Source organism: Desulfosediminicola ganghwensis, from assembly GCF_005116675.2.
Taxonomy (GTDB): Bacteria; Desulfobacterota; Desulfobulbia; order Desulfobulbales; family Desulfocapsaceae; genus Desulfopila; species Desulfopila ganghwensis.
The window spans coordinates 796,335-810,227 of record NZ_CP050699.1; the positions used below are offsets into that span (position 1 = coordinate 796,335).

Annotated in this window: 15 protein-coding genes and 1 pseudogene; 2 read left to right on the top strand and 14 right to left on the bottom strand. The window is 46.7% G+C overall.

The features are described 5' to 3' along the window. Positions 1-167: 167 nt before the first annotated feature. The 3 genes from FCL45_RS03465 to FCL45_RS03475 form a co-directional block, all read right to left on the bottom strand. Complete coding sequence (locus tag FCL45_RS03465) at positions 168-605, bottom strand: hypothetical protein (protein ID WP_136796032.1); 438 nt, start codon at positions 603-605, stop codon at positions 168-170. Between the two features lie 49 nt (positions 606-654). Further along, complete coding sequence (locus tag FCL45_RS03470) at positions 655-963, bottom strand: hypothetical protein (RefSeq protein ID WP_136796031.1); 309 nt, start codon at positions 961-963, stop codon at positions 655-657. Between the two features lie 127 nt (positions 964-1,090). Beyond that, positions 1,091-1,669 (bottom strand): hypothetical protein, encoded by a 579-nt coding sequence (locus FCL45_RS03475; protein WP_136796030.1) that lies wholly within the window; start codon positions 1,667-1,669, stop codon positions 1,091-1,093. A 713-nt stretch (positions 1,670-2,382) separates the two neighbouring features. Between FCL45_RS03475 and FCL45_RS03480 the strand changes: the two are divergent. Continuing rightward, positions 2,383-3,408: pseudogene (locus FCL45_RS03480) on the top strand (IS4 family transposase); the annotation flags it as partial. 110 nt (positions 3,409-3,518) lie between these two features. Here the strand turns inward: FCL45_RS03480 and FCL45_RS25195 are convergent. From FCL45_RS25195 to FCL45_RS03520, 9 genes are all read right to left on the bottom strand, one after another. After that, a complete protein-coding gene (locus FCL45_RS25195) occupies positions 3,519-4,010 on the bottom strand; it encodes a ubiquitination-like system serine protease family protein (protein WP_420811222.1) in 492 nt (163 codons plus the stop codon). Beyond that, positions 4,010-5,200, bottom strand: coding sequence for a ThiF family adenylyltransferase (locus tag FCL45_RS03485; RefSeq protein WP_136796028.1), 1,191 nt, complete (start codon positions 5,198-5,200; stop codon positions 4,010-4,012). The genes FCL45_RS25195 and FCL45_RS03485 overlap by 1 nt, the downstream gene beginning before the upstream one ends. After that, the gene (locus FCL45_RS25200) at positions 5,175-5,444 is read right to left on the bottom strand and encodes a multiubiquitin domain-containing protein (protein ID WP_136796027.1); all 270 of its coding nucleotides are present in this window, start codon (positions 5,442-5,444) and stop codon (positions 5,175-5,177) included. Before FCL45_RS25200 ends, FCL45_RS03485 begins: the two co-directional genes overlap by 26 nt. A gap of 131 nt (positions 5,445-5,575) precedes the next feature. Beyond that, entirely contained in the window at positions 5,576-6,130 is a 555-nt protein-coding gene (locus FCL45_RS03495; RefSeq protein WP_136796026.1) for a helix-turn-helix domain-containing protein, read from the bottom strand. 22 nt (positions 6,131-6,152) lie between these two features. Beyond that, entirely contained in the window at positions 6,153-6,995 is an 843-nt protein-coding gene (locus tag FCL45_RS03500) for an ATP-binding protein (RefSeq protein WP_136796025.1), read from the bottom strand. A gap of 101 nt (positions 6,996-7,096) precedes the next feature. Beyond that, complete coding sequence (gene tnpC, locus FCL45_RS03505) at positions 7,097-8,668, bottom strand: IS66 family transposase (RefSeq protein WP_420811227.1); 1,572 nt, start codon at positions 8,666-8,668, stop codon at positions 7,097-7,099. Between the two features lie 62 nt (positions 8,669-8,730). Then, positions 8,731-9,078 carry an IS66 family insertion sequence element accessory protein TnpB gene (tnpB, locus tag FCL45_RS03510; protein ID WP_136800062.1) on the bottom strand — a complete coding sequence of 116 codons (348 nt, stop codon included), beginning with the start codon at positions 9,076-9,078 and terminating at the stop codon, positions 8,731-8,733. Then, on the bottom strand, positions 9,075-9,413 hold the full coding sequence (tnpA, locus tag FCL45_RS03515; RefSeq protein ID WP_136800063.1) for an IS66 family insertion sequence element accessory protein TnpA: 339 nt from the start codon (positions 9,411-9,413) through the stop codon (positions 9,075-9,077). Before tnpA ends, tnpB begins: the two co-directional genes overlap by 4 nt. A gap of 79 nt (positions 9,414-9,492) precedes the next feature. Next, complete coding sequence (locus FCL45_RS03520) at positions 9,493-9,660, bottom strand: hypothetical protein (RefSeq protein ID WP_153305552.1); 168 nt, start codon at positions 9,658-9,660, stop codon at positions 9,493-9,495. Positions 9,661-10,110: 450 nt separating this feature from the next. On the opposite strand from FCL45_RS03520, the gene FCL45_RS03525 reads away from it, so the two are divergent. Next, positions 10,111-10,389, top strand: a complete 279-nt coding sequence (locus FCL45_RS03525; protein ID WP_136797622.1) for a hypothetical protein — start codon at positions 10,111-10,113, stop codon at positions 10,387-10,389. 131 nt (positions 10,390-10,520) lie between these two features. Here FCL45_RS03525 and FCL45_RS03530 read toward each other — a convergent pair whose 3' ends face one another. Together FCL45_RS03530 and FCL45_RS03535 are read right to left on the bottom strand one after the other, a co-directional pair. Continuing rightward, positions 10,521-10,739 carry a hypothetical protein gene (locus FCL45_RS03530; RefSeq protein WP_136797620.1) on the bottom strand — a complete coding sequence of 73 codons (219 nt, stop codon included), beginning with the start codon at positions 10,737-10,739 and terminating at the stop codon, positions 10,521-10,523. 136 nt (positions 10,740-10,875) lie between these two features. After that, positions 10,876-13,695 (bottom strand): multiheme c-type cytochrome, encoded by a 2,820-nt coding sequence (locus tag FCL45_RS03535; RefSeq protein ID WP_136797618.1) that lies wholly within the window; start codon positions 13,693-13,695, stop codon positions 10,876-10,878. Positions 13,696-13,893 lie beyond the last annotated feature (198 nt).

The following is a 13,893-nucleotide window of genomic DNA, read 5'->3' on the forward strand; positions in this document are numbered from 1 at the left end:
TGAATAGTGAGGCTATCAGTATCTCTAGAGAAAGTTAAAGAACTGGTGAACACGATTGCAGTAACGACGATGGCAGAGATTAAGTGATTCATTGATTGTTTGACGGTTGCACGTCTAGTAACCTAGGGTTGGTGGTAAGTTTTTTCTCTGAGAGAACTTTCTTGTGTTTAGTTAACCGCCTTGGTGTACTGCTTGATTAAGTTCTGGCAGACGACCTCCTTGTCCATAAGACCTTGACTGAAGAGCATTATCGTCAGGTTGTCAGATGTACTTTGTACCTTGCTGCCTATCGCCATACCCCCCAGTGCTGTCGTTATCGTATCGTCACCCCACTCGTAGTCGGCAAGTGAGACAGCCAACTCCCCTGCAACCTTTTCTGAGTAGTGATTCTTTATATCCGTGTACCCACAGCTGAGGGCGGAGCCAGCCAACATGACATCTCGCCCTATCGCCTCACTCTCAGCCATCTCTTGCAGTATCTTAGTGGATCTGTACTTGTAAGGATTCTCTGCAATTGCGTTGGTGCACCCGATGGTCAATCCGAGCATAAGTGCTGCTACAATTCTTTTACTCAGTTCACTCTGGTTCTGTCGGTATGTGATCATTCTTATAGCCTTAGAAGCTGTGCTGCTTGTACCGTGAGTATGTTAAGCGTTATCGTTTAAGACAAACCCCTTCAATACTTCCAGAACTCTTTACACACTCAGAACCAGGGCCACAATCGGTGTCGAAGCTACAGGTATCACCATAGGTTCCATTAATATCTCTTGGAGAATATACTGGCTTATCATCATTCTTGTTGCCTGGCGAGATACCACCAGTGCATACACCATACAGTGACCCGCTTGCTTTGAGGCACTTGCTTCCTGGGCTACAGTCTGTATCAAATTGGCAAGCTGAGGCAAGTGAGCAACTGAGGGCGATAGTGGTGATGGCAACGGTGATGATTAATGCTCTGGACATGGTATGTCTCCTTTTGTGAATCATAACGAGCGAATGGCGCATAATGCTTACGTAAAGTTATTTGGTATAGCACTTGTCCCACAGAGTTGCAATGCCACTGAGTGGTAGCTTGTTTCTAGGTACACCTCTACACCTTTAAGTTCTCTAACTCCTCTCTAAATCTCTTCGCCCACCACTCGAGATAATGCTGGTTACAGCAGAACGACTTCTCTACCTTAACAGAGATGGAACGCCTAGAGCGTTGTCCACATATCGAACACTCAGCATTCTTCTGTTGGATCTTAGGTTTCACAGTGCCGTAAAGGGGAATCCTCATATACGTGTTGTTCTCATAGAGGCCTGTCGTGAACTTGACGCCCTTATACTCTGAGATGCCATGTGTCTCAGTGGCTAGGATGTGCCTAAAGTTGTTAGGACTTGAAGGATTACGTTCTCTGTTAAAGCTAGGGCACTTGGCCATCGGTAAAGCAGCCTTCATGTCACCTTTGTGTTCCCTCAGGTAGAAGCGCTTGAGCATACCAGTCGAGCAGTATTTGTATCCTATCTTGATGGTTTCAATAGACTCGCCTTTGATCTCCCCCTCCTTTATATACCTCCGGAGATATCCAGGCGTTATAGGGGTACTGATTGATGCATTCCATGCATCCAAGAGTTCATGGTAAGTAAGTTCTTCGCACTTCCAGTTACAGCATTCATCACAAGACAATAGCGATTCCTCCTGTTAGCCTGAGATTGGATCTACACGACCTCTACGATCTGACTGAGTTTAGGCGCTGGTTCACTACATCAGCGGCTTGTGTCTTTCTGCAGGACGCACTTCACCCTTAGGCCTAGTCATAGTGGCTTGTCCTTTATGTAGTGGTATCAGATGATTGGTAGCTTAGAGAGGCCTCTCGTAGCAGGGGGTAACTGTATACCAGAGGTCGTGAGGAATGTCAACTCGAGGCATATGCACGAATCGTGCCAGATGCCATTTGAAGCGCAAGGAGAGTCTGCCAGATAGGGAGGGGGGTTCATATGTGACAAGAGGGGTGGCCCCTGAAGAAGACCCCCTACCCCTTTCATTCTACCAAGAACTCAAAATACCTTAAGGAGAGGACTATTGTGGTATGTACAGAAGTGCAGGTCAGAGGTGAGTTTAGCTCTGAACTCAGCATTGGCTGAGAATCTACCAGGAATCTATTCTAAGATTGGAACTGATAGACTCAACCTTGTTAACTAACTGGAATGACAATGATCCGGAGTGGTGGTTGTTCGTAGACGCACTGGACTCAAAATCCAGCGGGGGCGACCCCGTGTCGGTTCGATTCCGACCTCCGGCACCAAATTAGAAAAGCCGCAATCTCAATTAATTGAGATTGCGGCTTTTTTTGTTTTTACAAGGAGTGGGTAGAGAGAACAGAGCATTCATCGCCCCTTCAAGGCCGCCGGGTTTTGGTTGTTGACGGCACTGGAATTTCAATGCCCGACACAGAGGCTAACCAGGAGGCATGGCCTCAATCAGCAAGTCAAAAACCAGGATGCGGTTTCCCGTCGGGGCGTATCTGTGCCTGCTTTTCATTGGAGACAGGCGCTTTATTGAGTTACGCAGTTGGGAATAAGAAGAGCAGTGAACTCCCTTTATTCCGTACACAATGGGCTACGTTTGCCAAAGGCGATATCTTCATGGGGGATAAAGGGTTTTGCAGCTATTATGATATTGCAAAACTGAAGGAACGCGGAGTTGATTCTGTCGTCACACTTGCTCGCAGAAAACCTGCCAATTCGCACACCTCAATCAAAGTGTTTGCACCAGATGATCTGCTTATTGCCTGGCCACGCCCTAAATATAACCCAGGATTGTCCTATGATCGTGAAACCCTACAAAAGCTCCCGGAGCAGTTGTTTCTCCGACAGATCAAGGTACAAGTTAAGCAACCTGGCTTCAGGGCAAAAGAATTCTACATTGTCACGACTCTGACAGATCCTGCCAGGTACACAAAATCGGAAATAGCTGAACTTTACCTAAGACGATGGTTAGTGGGACTTTTCTTCAGAGATATTAAAACAACAATGGGTTTTGACATTCTCAGGTGTCAGACACCAGAGATGGTTCGTAAAGAAATTCTCATGTATTTCATAGCTTACAACTGTATTCGGCGGCTGATGTTTCAGGCTTCTGAATCCGCAAAAGTGAAGCTTCGATCTATCAGTTTTAAAGGAAGTTTGCAGGCAATTCGCAATTGGGCACCAAGACTGACTACCGCCAACTTGAGCAAGAGCGAGAAACGTTCGATGTTGGCAGATTTAATGATTGCCGTTGCAAGCAGCAAAGTTTTCCATCGCCCAGGTAGAAGTGAGCCCAGGTGTCTCAAGCGACGATTAAAACCTTACCAGTTGCTCACTAAACCAAGGGGCGAAATGATAGAAATTCAACATCGGAGCAGGTATGAAAAAAGGGCTTAAGTTAGCGCCATTCTGGTCTGTCTCGGATTGTTCCATTCCAATTGCTTGTCTCTCATATTGGTATTCGTAGGTAAATTCAGGTGAGAGAAACGCTTTAATATTAGTAAAGATTAAATAATAAATTTTGAAATAAATTTTGCAGTAAAATCATATACGGCCTTCCACGCTTTCTTCACGTAGCTTGGCAGATTGGCACAATCATGCTGAGTACTCTTTTTAGGCGGCAAGTCGTAGTCAACTTTTCTACGATTTACCTCGTCAAAAAATAGCTCCCTTCGATATCGATCACGAGCACGGTTTCGCTCAACTTTTCTTTGACTCATGCTACCTGCCCATATGACTTGGTTCCGCTCAATCCAATAATGTGACCGACACTTATAACTCCAGTTTCCAATCGAAGGATACAGTGTGACCTTGCCCCCGGCCAACTGTAGAGACCAATCAGCCGGATTCAGAGGTGTAACGACTTCTTCTCCACAACCACAACAGCATTTATGAACAGCAGTTTTATATCGTTGTGAAATGTAAAGAGTACCATCATCGATTTGCTCAGGTACGGTTTCAACAAATCGATGTGCTATCCTGTTTCGCCGAATTCCCATTACACGCCTAACATTTCATCACGAGTAAGCTGATGCGTGTTAATCACATAAGCTGATTGGTGTTCTTGGTAATTATCCTGGTAATAGCCACAGTATTTTTTCCACTTCACAACGGCCATACTTGCAATTAACGAATTCATATCTGCCACCTGAATATTACTCCCATATAGGTCGTCAGCATCATCTCCATGAAGAGACACGTGGTCTGCAAAATGCGCTGATTTTTCAGGTGTACTCATTGTGACCCTCCCGGTACCGACTATGCACAGCTGTTCCTCGACCAGCTCAAGCTCCATACCAACATCAATAAAAGGTATACTGCAACCATTAAGAAAATCAGACACAAGTTTACGAACCACAGGCTTATCGACGCATAGGAATACAAAGTCAAAATCAGATAGATCGTCCACGTTACCGTCATCGATGTAGTATGGATGCGGAACAATACCTCTACGCATTTCTTTATACATTTCAGAAAAGTACTCCACTTTCAGTAGTTTTCGTTTCAAACAACTTATTGAAGCAGCTCCAGGGGCACGAAAAGCATTATGCTGTAAAAAATCGTCTCCATCAAATAAGTGGATTTCTCGGACGTGAGTTTTAGCTACGAGGTCAAGTACATAAGACCCACTTCCGCCCAATCCAACGAGAGCAACCCTTTCCACAGCTAACTTTTTAGCCAAACCCCCTATTCCAACACGGCTCGACGCGGAGTCACGATAACAGAATACGGAATCCTCTTCGCTTGCGAGAACTGGTTTAAATGTTCGTGCCGTAACTGTGGCGTCAATCGCTCTGGCTTGAGCAGAGATTATCTCTTCATACCTCGTCATCTTCTCAAAATAGTCTTCATAATAACCAACCGGAGGTTTACATGAAAATCTGTGATGAACGACGAGACCATCGCATAATGTTTGCGTTGCGGTAGTGTGCCGAATGGCCGAAATAATTGAACCGTCCTTCTTACATGGATGCTCTCCCACAAACCAGACCTGATGATTTCCCGGTCGTGTAGTGCGATCATTGTTCAGAGTCAAATCCGTCACAAGAGCTCCATAGGTTATCTCGCTTTTCGAATTAACATATGGAACTGAGTGTAGGATCAAGAAGCACTCTTTCACCTCCACCTCGTATCCTTCATCCACCAGTTTCCGCAAATCAGAATTAAGATCGATCAGTTTTGTTGACATTGAATATAGTCCCATTTTTGATAGTAACTTTTTGACCTTCGACCAGGGAGCCGTCGCGACCATGCTGGTTAGAATAAGTAACTGTAAATACGACCCTTTCTGCTGGAGTTTCGCTAGGATACGCCAACTGAACAACTTGCAAGTAAGTCAGATGATGTTCTGTGACCTCTCTCGGTCTACCGTTTACGATGATTGAGTAAGTTTTGTTGTGATCATGACACGAACCAGAATTCTTCCCGTTCATCAATGCACCTCTTTCTGCTTAAGTTAACCTGTTTAATCAGGCAGTTTAAAAAAAGACCGCTTATGCGATCTGTCCTTAAGCTACACCAACACTCTGCTTAACGCAAGCAGTTTAATCAGATTTCCCCAAATTTATTTGATGGCGCGATAAACGTATTCAATTCCACCCGATTCAGCTGCCTCTTTAGCTCCAAGCACAATTCCTTGAAGCAACATTTTTTTGAGCTTACTACTCGCATTTTGTGCAGATATATTAAACTTCTCAGCTACTTGTGACGTCGTCGTAGTGCCAACTTCCATAATATACGACAAAAGGTCTTTCGCACTGGCATTCAAAGCAGGACCAATCACTTCATAACTACCTTGACTCAATACGATAATCGGCTGCCCCTTAGCAATAGCAGCATAATTCCAGTTATCTAAGAGGTCGGTAGACACAAAGTCCTGTAAGAAAAAACCTATTTCTCCTTTTTTAGCTTTGATTAGAGAGACAACACTTTCTCTTGGAAACGACGCATCGGTTGCTCGAACTCCAGCGAGAGAGATACCGAAAATATTCTCTCCAGGATACTTGTCCAGCTCAGCCATGAGTTTAACATAAACTTCTCGACCTTCCTGGTTACCAATAGCGATATCAGAACCAATAAGGTCAAAGAGCTTTATAAGTACTTGTTTTTTAGAGTCCATCTGCTTAAGTTAACCTGCTTAATCACTCTGGGTCAACAAAAAAATCAAAACAAAAATGAGATCCTAGTATTCTTGGCAGATCTAGTACAGGCGTCACTCTCACTAGTTCACCTTCTTTATATTCGAAGTTTAGACAAAATCGTTCTTGTCGTACAGTCAACTCAGCATCAAACTTCATAGCTTGTTTACGGCTACTTTCAAACCCTAAACCACGCCCAGAGCCAAATCTACTAATACCACCTTCAGTTAATGCTGTTTGAACAAGTCCGACGTCTGATTCAAGACTCTCTTCTTTATAACGTTTATAGAGTTTTGGGTGATGCTTTTGCAGCGATGGTCTCAAAGTTCTCGCTATTCCGAGGCCACTATCAGAAACAACAGTCTGAATATGCTTCCTTCGCCCCACATACCTCTGCAACGAGGCAAAACCAAAAATCGGTGATTCGCTATGTTCGAAAACATTCCCAATCAATTCTCCAAAAACAGTAAGTGCTGCTATTTCATACCGAGCATCAGACTGTTGAACAAAGCGCTGTTGCAGTTGAACCACTAGATCCTTGTTCTCTTCATTCGGATCAATCGCACCGAACTCTACAAGAGCATCACTATTCCCCTTATACCTCGCGGCACCTGAAAACCGAGGTCTATCAGGAACAACCTGTACTTGATCATCGAGATGATCGAAAAATCCCGCACGACTTAGGAACAATTTCGTGCTGGCACACTCGGTCAAATCAACTGTAACTTTTTTACCGATATAAATTAGTTGATTTAGCAACGCTAATAACCTAGCCGCCACAATCAATAATATTTTGCAGCCATTAGGAATTACAACCAAAACAGAAGAGCAGTTACTGTCAATCAAGCAACCAGACTGAGATAAACTCTTCTCAAAAGATTCTCGCGTGACCCAGCAATCAGCCTCCAAGATTAACTTCTGCTCATTGGGTTCCACGTAAGCGGTAATTAAACCCCACTCACATTTCCAGCTATTCGTAGATCGTCAGCTTTTAAATTCATCGGCAAAAGTTTCAACAGCTCTGAACGAGATTCTGCAAACGGTAATTTTTCAAATAGATATCGAAGGTAGTTATACGGTTCCAAATTATTGGCCTTGGCTGTTTCAACCAGGCTATAGATCACGGCGCTCGCCTTAGCACCTTCCTGTGTTCCTGCAAACAGCCAGTTTTTTCTGCCAACGACAAATGGGCGTATTGCGTTCTCAGCGGCATTATTGTCCGGCGTCATTTCAGGAATATCGAGGTAGACCAATAAGCGTTTCCACTGGTTGAGGGTATAATTCACCGCAGATCCAAGCAAACTCTTCGGTGTCACTTGGCTAGACTTTTTGCTCAGCCAAAGGAAGAAATCTTCCAGAATCGGCCGAGCCTTTTTTCGACGCAAGGCAAGCAGGTCTTCATCTGCAAGACCTTGTTTAGCTGCCTCTTTTTCAATTGCATAAATTTGTCGAATATAGTTCAGCGCTACATCGGTGCTGCCCGCCTTTTTGGTTTTGCCACGACCTTTTTGTGCATCAACAAATTTACGGCGAACATGAGCCCAACAGCCAGCGTGGGCAATATTCGGTTGCGTATCAAGAAAGTCGTACCCAGCGTAACCATCTGATTGCACGGCTCCACGATATCCCGCAAGCAGCTCCCTTGCAATTTTGGCTGAACGACTTGGAGCATAATGATAGATCAGGCCGGGATGATGTGGATCACCACCGCGACATATCCACATATACGATTTAGTTGTTGGTGACCGCCCCGGTTCAGCCAGAACCTGAACCGAGGTTTCATCGATATTGATTAACGGACCGGAATGAATCTCTCGCCACAGCAGTTCAAGAAGTGGTGTGCAGGCACCGGCAGCTTTCATTGCCCAATTAGCCATGGTTGCCCTGGGTATTTCAGCTCCCAGCCGGGAAAATTGTCTTTCCTGCCGGTAAAATGGCAGTGCATCACAGAATTTTGCAGTAAGTATATGGGCGAGTAAGCCCGCGGTAGCAATTCCCTTGCTGATAATCTGCTTTGGCGGTGGTGCAATTTTCACCACTGGCCCTTCAGACTCCAATCCTTCACAGGCTTTACAAGCATATTTAGGGCGAATATGACGCACAACCCGTATAATAGCTGGGACGATATCCAACTTTTCGGAAATATCCTCACCTATACGATCCAGCTCCGCCCCACAATTGCAGACTTTATCATCTTCGGGAATGTCATGTACGATTTCGACCCTGGGCAGGTTAGCCGGTAACGGCTTGCGGCCTCGTTTCGCTCGAGTATGTTCAGGGACTTCAACAACCTCGGCAACTGGCTCAACCTCAGGTTCAGGCATGTCAAAGAGAGGCAGTTGCATCACGCCTGCTTCGGCTCCTCCTTTTTCACTTTTTTTGCCAAACAGTTTGGCATAGAGTAGACGAACCTGCTCTCGTAAAAGCTCGGTTTCCCGCTCGTAACGACGTTGGGTTTCAACGAGAAGTCGTTTGAGTTCTGCCGGGTCATCAGGAAGGTTTGCTGTATCGAAATTCATGTGTGCAATATACCACATAAACATTGCCATAACAGCTAGTTCAAGCAATATTTCCATAAATATTATGATACTGAATTGTAGCTAAGTTGCATGTGAGCCTGTTGCACATCAAGCCCATGTAAAAGCCACTGCAAAGCAGTTTCATGGACTTCAATTACCTCTTCTTCTGATTCCGGCCAACGAAAGACATCTGCCTCAAGTCGTTTTTGCCAGATGCAAAAACCATTTTGATACCAGTAAAGGATCTTGACCATATCCCTTTTCCTATTACAGAAAGCGAACAGACTGCCCGAGAAAAGATCGAGGTCAAACTGATCTTCAACAAGAAGAGACAAACCGTTTATTGACTTGCGCATATCGGTAACCCCGAGAGCAATGTAGACTCGGACATTTGCTGGAGTGGGAATCATGTTAGCTGCTCCAGGGTCTTCACAGCTTTTTTCAATTGTTCGGCGCAGAAGTCACTCTGAATTTCGAGCTTAAATCGATTGACATGTACTGCGATGCTAGCAGGAGAAGCCGTAACAGGATTATCTGGAAGTGTTGCTGGTACAGTAAGTGGGTAAAACGCAACCTGCCTATCATTCAGGTTTTTTAGTTTGCGCTTCCAGTAGCCAAATGTCGCCAGAGCAATGCCGTGCGATTGACAATAGGTTTTCTGACTCAGATTACTTGATTGCCAAGCAGTGATATGTTTTTGCCAGTATTCCTGCTTCTGCTGTAGTTTCGAGATTGTGCCGTTCACGATGTATACCTCCTTGGTTATGGTGAGGCATACTGGAACATGAATTTATAGGACTGAAAAGATGGGGTTTATTGGTCGCTTACGGTTCCACAAGATACCAACAGTATTGGTCGTCTTGCTTAAAGACATCCTTGTTTTGGTGCAGGATCGAATTTACCCTTTTCCGTTCCACATCAAGTATTTTTGCTATTTTTTTAGCTTTTATACCCGGTGTATCGTTAAGAATATTTTTTATCTTTTTCTTCATTTATCCCTGCACTAAAAAGATACTTGATGCAAACACCTTTGTCCTAGAGCAAACTTGTAAGTATATATAAACATATACATTTTTTCTACAGCAATATAAATTTAAATTCAGAGAAAGCGAAATAGGGGACATCCATGATAGTTGTATAGTTAATATCTCGGAGTCTCGTCCCTCGCTTACCGGAGGATAATTTTTCGAATTTAACGAAGATATGGGGGGAAAGGGCATTCTCGGACAGCCTCCTAGCGGAAAGCTGCCTCTTTCTGCATTTATGGACATACTACTACGCTACCCCTCTACAATCTCCTGTCAGACTGCCTGACCGGCCGTAGAACGGCCCACGAAAGACATCTGAGCGTCACCTGTTGATGAGATATAAAAGATAATAATTCTGAATAATTTTGAATCGTGCTTATATTTTAAACTTTACAACTGACAAAGGAGTAAATTATGCAAAAAGGAGACAATGTTATCACTGACCACCCCGATAGCAGGTCAAGGGAGTTTGTTCGATCTTACGGTATCGTTCACGAGATCACAAAAGTGGGTGGTGTAATCATCCAAATGGCAGATGGTTCAAGGATCAAGCGGGAGTTCAACTCAGTTGCGGTATACACCCATTCGCCATCAAACTGGGATGAATTATTCAAGCAACAAAAAATCGTATTTCCCCAGCCAAAGCAGCAGATGATGACTCGCAGATCATCTCAGAATAAACGGCATATTTGATAGCAGACAAAACAAACCTCTAACGATTCACACTCGTTCCAAGGTCCTTACTGATAAGTGTATTTGAAGTATTATTTGTGACAATGTGAGATTGAACATATTCATTCTGCCACAGTAGAATTTGTGAAGAACTAGAAAACGTGGCCTGTCCCGAATTGATTTCTACGCAACAGATCCTCTCGCTCAAGCCGCTCCACAATCCTGGGCTGATGCAACTCGGCCTGCCTGGCCTGAAGCTCTGGTTCGTCCAGAAGCGCTTGAAAGGTTTTGGTGAGCCGACTGTCCCGGACCGGAATCTGAATACCAACCTCCTGAAGACTCGCCGGTATACTCTGGTCATAAAGAATCATTGGATACATCTCTTTTGAACTTGGAATACATAAACAGTAGATCAACCGCTTCTTTCTATAGAAGCGGTTGATCTACTGTCATCGTTATTGTCGATTGGTACCGATCCTTTGCTCTCAGTCAGGGACCATTCCTTTTCTAGTTAATCGTGAAAGACACTGCATTTGCCATGCCGTCCCAGGTGTAATCGGTTGCCGTTACCCCGGATACGGAAACGTTATAACTGCCTGTCGGAGTACCTCCTACACCTTTCTTGTTGGGAGCCTCAGTGGCCCATGACACAGAGCTGATACCATCCACATCGGTGGGGCCACTGGTCAGGGAAACGGTTACCGGCCCCACCACCGAAATATCCACCGTTGCCCCCTCTATGGGAACGCCATCGGCGTCGCTGACCGTTACATAAATCATGATCTCATCGCCCTGGAGAAAAGTCGTGGTTTCAACAAAAGTGATCTGGGTATTTTTGCCTTTGCCCGTCACCTCCAAGCGACCGATCGGTCCAAGGACAGCACTGCTGTCAAAACTCTGTCCCGGCGAAAGCGGGGCTGCACAGAGGACGTTGCTGAATTGGGACTCGCAACCCACGGTATACGAAGTGACCTTGTAACAATAGGTCTGTCCGTTGATCAGGTTCATATCCGTGAACGTGGTCGCCTTGCCGGTATCAGCGATAAACAGCTCCTTGCCCACCTGGTCGTAATACAGATTGTACCCACTATCGGGATCATTGGGGTCGAGTGCGGATGACCAGCCCAACTCCACCTGGTTGCTGGCCGCAACCGCCTGGACAAGCACCGGTATCGGAGCATCACAGGGCAGGGGCGGCACACCTACGGAAGCTGCAGTCATCTGATAGGGTGCCGCGGACTTAAGATTCATATTCTGTTTCCAGAGCTGCCAAATGGTATTACCCCAACCGGCAAGGTTTGCAAACCATGGATCTATCTGCACGACATAGTCACCTGGCGGCAGGGTCAGATTGCCCGTACCGGTGATCTCGTCTCTTAAAAACTCGATATATTCACGGCTCGTCGTCTGGTAATACAGTGTAATATCCGCCTTGACCGCTCCGGTCGGCACAGCGACAGATACATCATCATAGCCGCCAGCATACTCGGCACTACTGTAATAATTCGGAGCATCCGCTCCCTGGTCCACCGGGGTCGACAACCTGGCGGCTGCCTCATGTATCCTGAACCCTTTGGGCGGGATACGATTATCTTTGTATCTGCCCGTGGCCAGTGCAAAGTGGAAGGATTTCTCCTCCTCGGTCAAGCTCGAGGTCGGCTTCATCTCATACACCAGGCTGTCGTCGTGAATTTCCGTGGCCTCATCCAGCGGAGCAGGCCACGGCACCCCACTTTCTACCTCGGGAGCGTAAGGGTAGACAAAACCCTTGAAGGTACCGGCGACCGTATCATAGGGATTAATCTCCTGGACCAGCCCACCGGCCTCGTCGTAGAAGCGGATGTTGAGGTACATGCGCCGGCCTTCCGGAAAACCCGAAATAAGCTTGTGGCCGGTCTGGTTTTGCACCTTGAAACTCAGAGTATTGCCGCTTATGGCCGCATCATTGATGGATGCCGCCAACTGCAGCTGCTGCAAGGCTCTGTTTGAACCATCAATCAGGCGAACGGGGTCGATCCCCTGGCCCTGGGTGAGATCAAGGGTCAGGATATCCGCCCCCTGGTTCAGCAGGTTTTCGTTGACCGGATCATAGCACGTTACCCCTCCATCCTGGCAGTTGGGGTCAGTGGAGGCAAGTACCGCCGTCACCCAGGCATTACCGCCAGTCAGATCGTGGATCGGCTGGCCGCTTAGAGGATGCTCCACGCTGCCGTCCGGCCTGTTCACCGCACTTCTCTGGGAGGCAGCTTTGCCAACCCCATCGCGCATATGACAGTCTTGGCATTTGGTGATGTTGTTATCCGGGTGGGAAGTGTCATAGTTTTCCGGGGCGTATGGACCGATGCCCGGGGCCCCACCCTGCAGTCCGTAGTCCGAGAGCATGAACTCGGAGAAGGTGCGCTCGACATGGTAGAAGGAAAAGGCGGAATCTGTCTCGGAAACCAGCGGACCACCCAGGTCGGCGATGGTATCCCCGGGCAGGACACCGCCATCCAGATTTGCCAGTATCGGATTGGAGACGTCATGGCAGGTACTGCACATGTATTTCGATTTATGATACCTACTATACAGCATTGGATGGCGACCGTTGGCATCGGCAAATGGGGCGCGCTTCGCCCTGTTGTCACTGAGAAAATACTGCCCTGAACCATTCTCCTGCCAATTTACCGGAGGACTGTTTAGCGGGTCAAAAAACGGCAAACCGTCAGCTTGCAGGATGGTGCCGGACAAACGCCTGTCTTCCTCCAGGGTGACCTGTGCCGCAGTTTCCGAGGGAGTAGTGCTGAGATTGGTTTCATCCCAGTAGCCGAGCCAGTCGGCATCTTCACGGGAACCATTGAAGGTATCCTCAAAAAACGGATCATACATTGAGTGGCAAACATCACAGTGAACGCCATCAAAATCGCTGCTGGCCATGGCAGAGCCGTTGGTCGGACCGGACCTGCCCCCCAGCCAGCCCTGGGGAAAATGACAGCGCAGACAGATATCCGTGGCGTTGGGCCTTTCGATTGCGAATATGGAGTCCTGAGCGCTGACGGTAAGACAGGCCCAGAATAAGAAGTCTCTTGACGCCTGGGCCATCATCGAGCCCTGCCAGTTATGCCCCGGCTCCACCGCCTGATTGAAACCGCTATGACAATTGAGGCAACGAGTCGGGGCCTCGATGTCAGTAGTATTTTCCGGCGCCGGCTGGGTTCCCGGCATTCGCACCAGAGGATCTTCTTTTACCCCGATCTCAGACGGAATCGCAGCTTGCGCCCCCAAGGCCCAAGTCAAGACAGTAAATACCATCAATACCACAATCGACACTCTCACCACCTTTCCCATAGCCCCTCCTCCTTATGTGGTTGATCAGACGCAGACATCAGCCAGAGCGTTCCCAGGCACACCACACGCTTGAGAAATGTCAACACCTCCCCCTCGTTGCAAAAAGCTGATGATCTGTCTACACGTTCATCCGGACAGTATGCCTTAATCCTAACACAAAATATACTCCGCACAAAGCACGGCGTACTACGCCTTGGA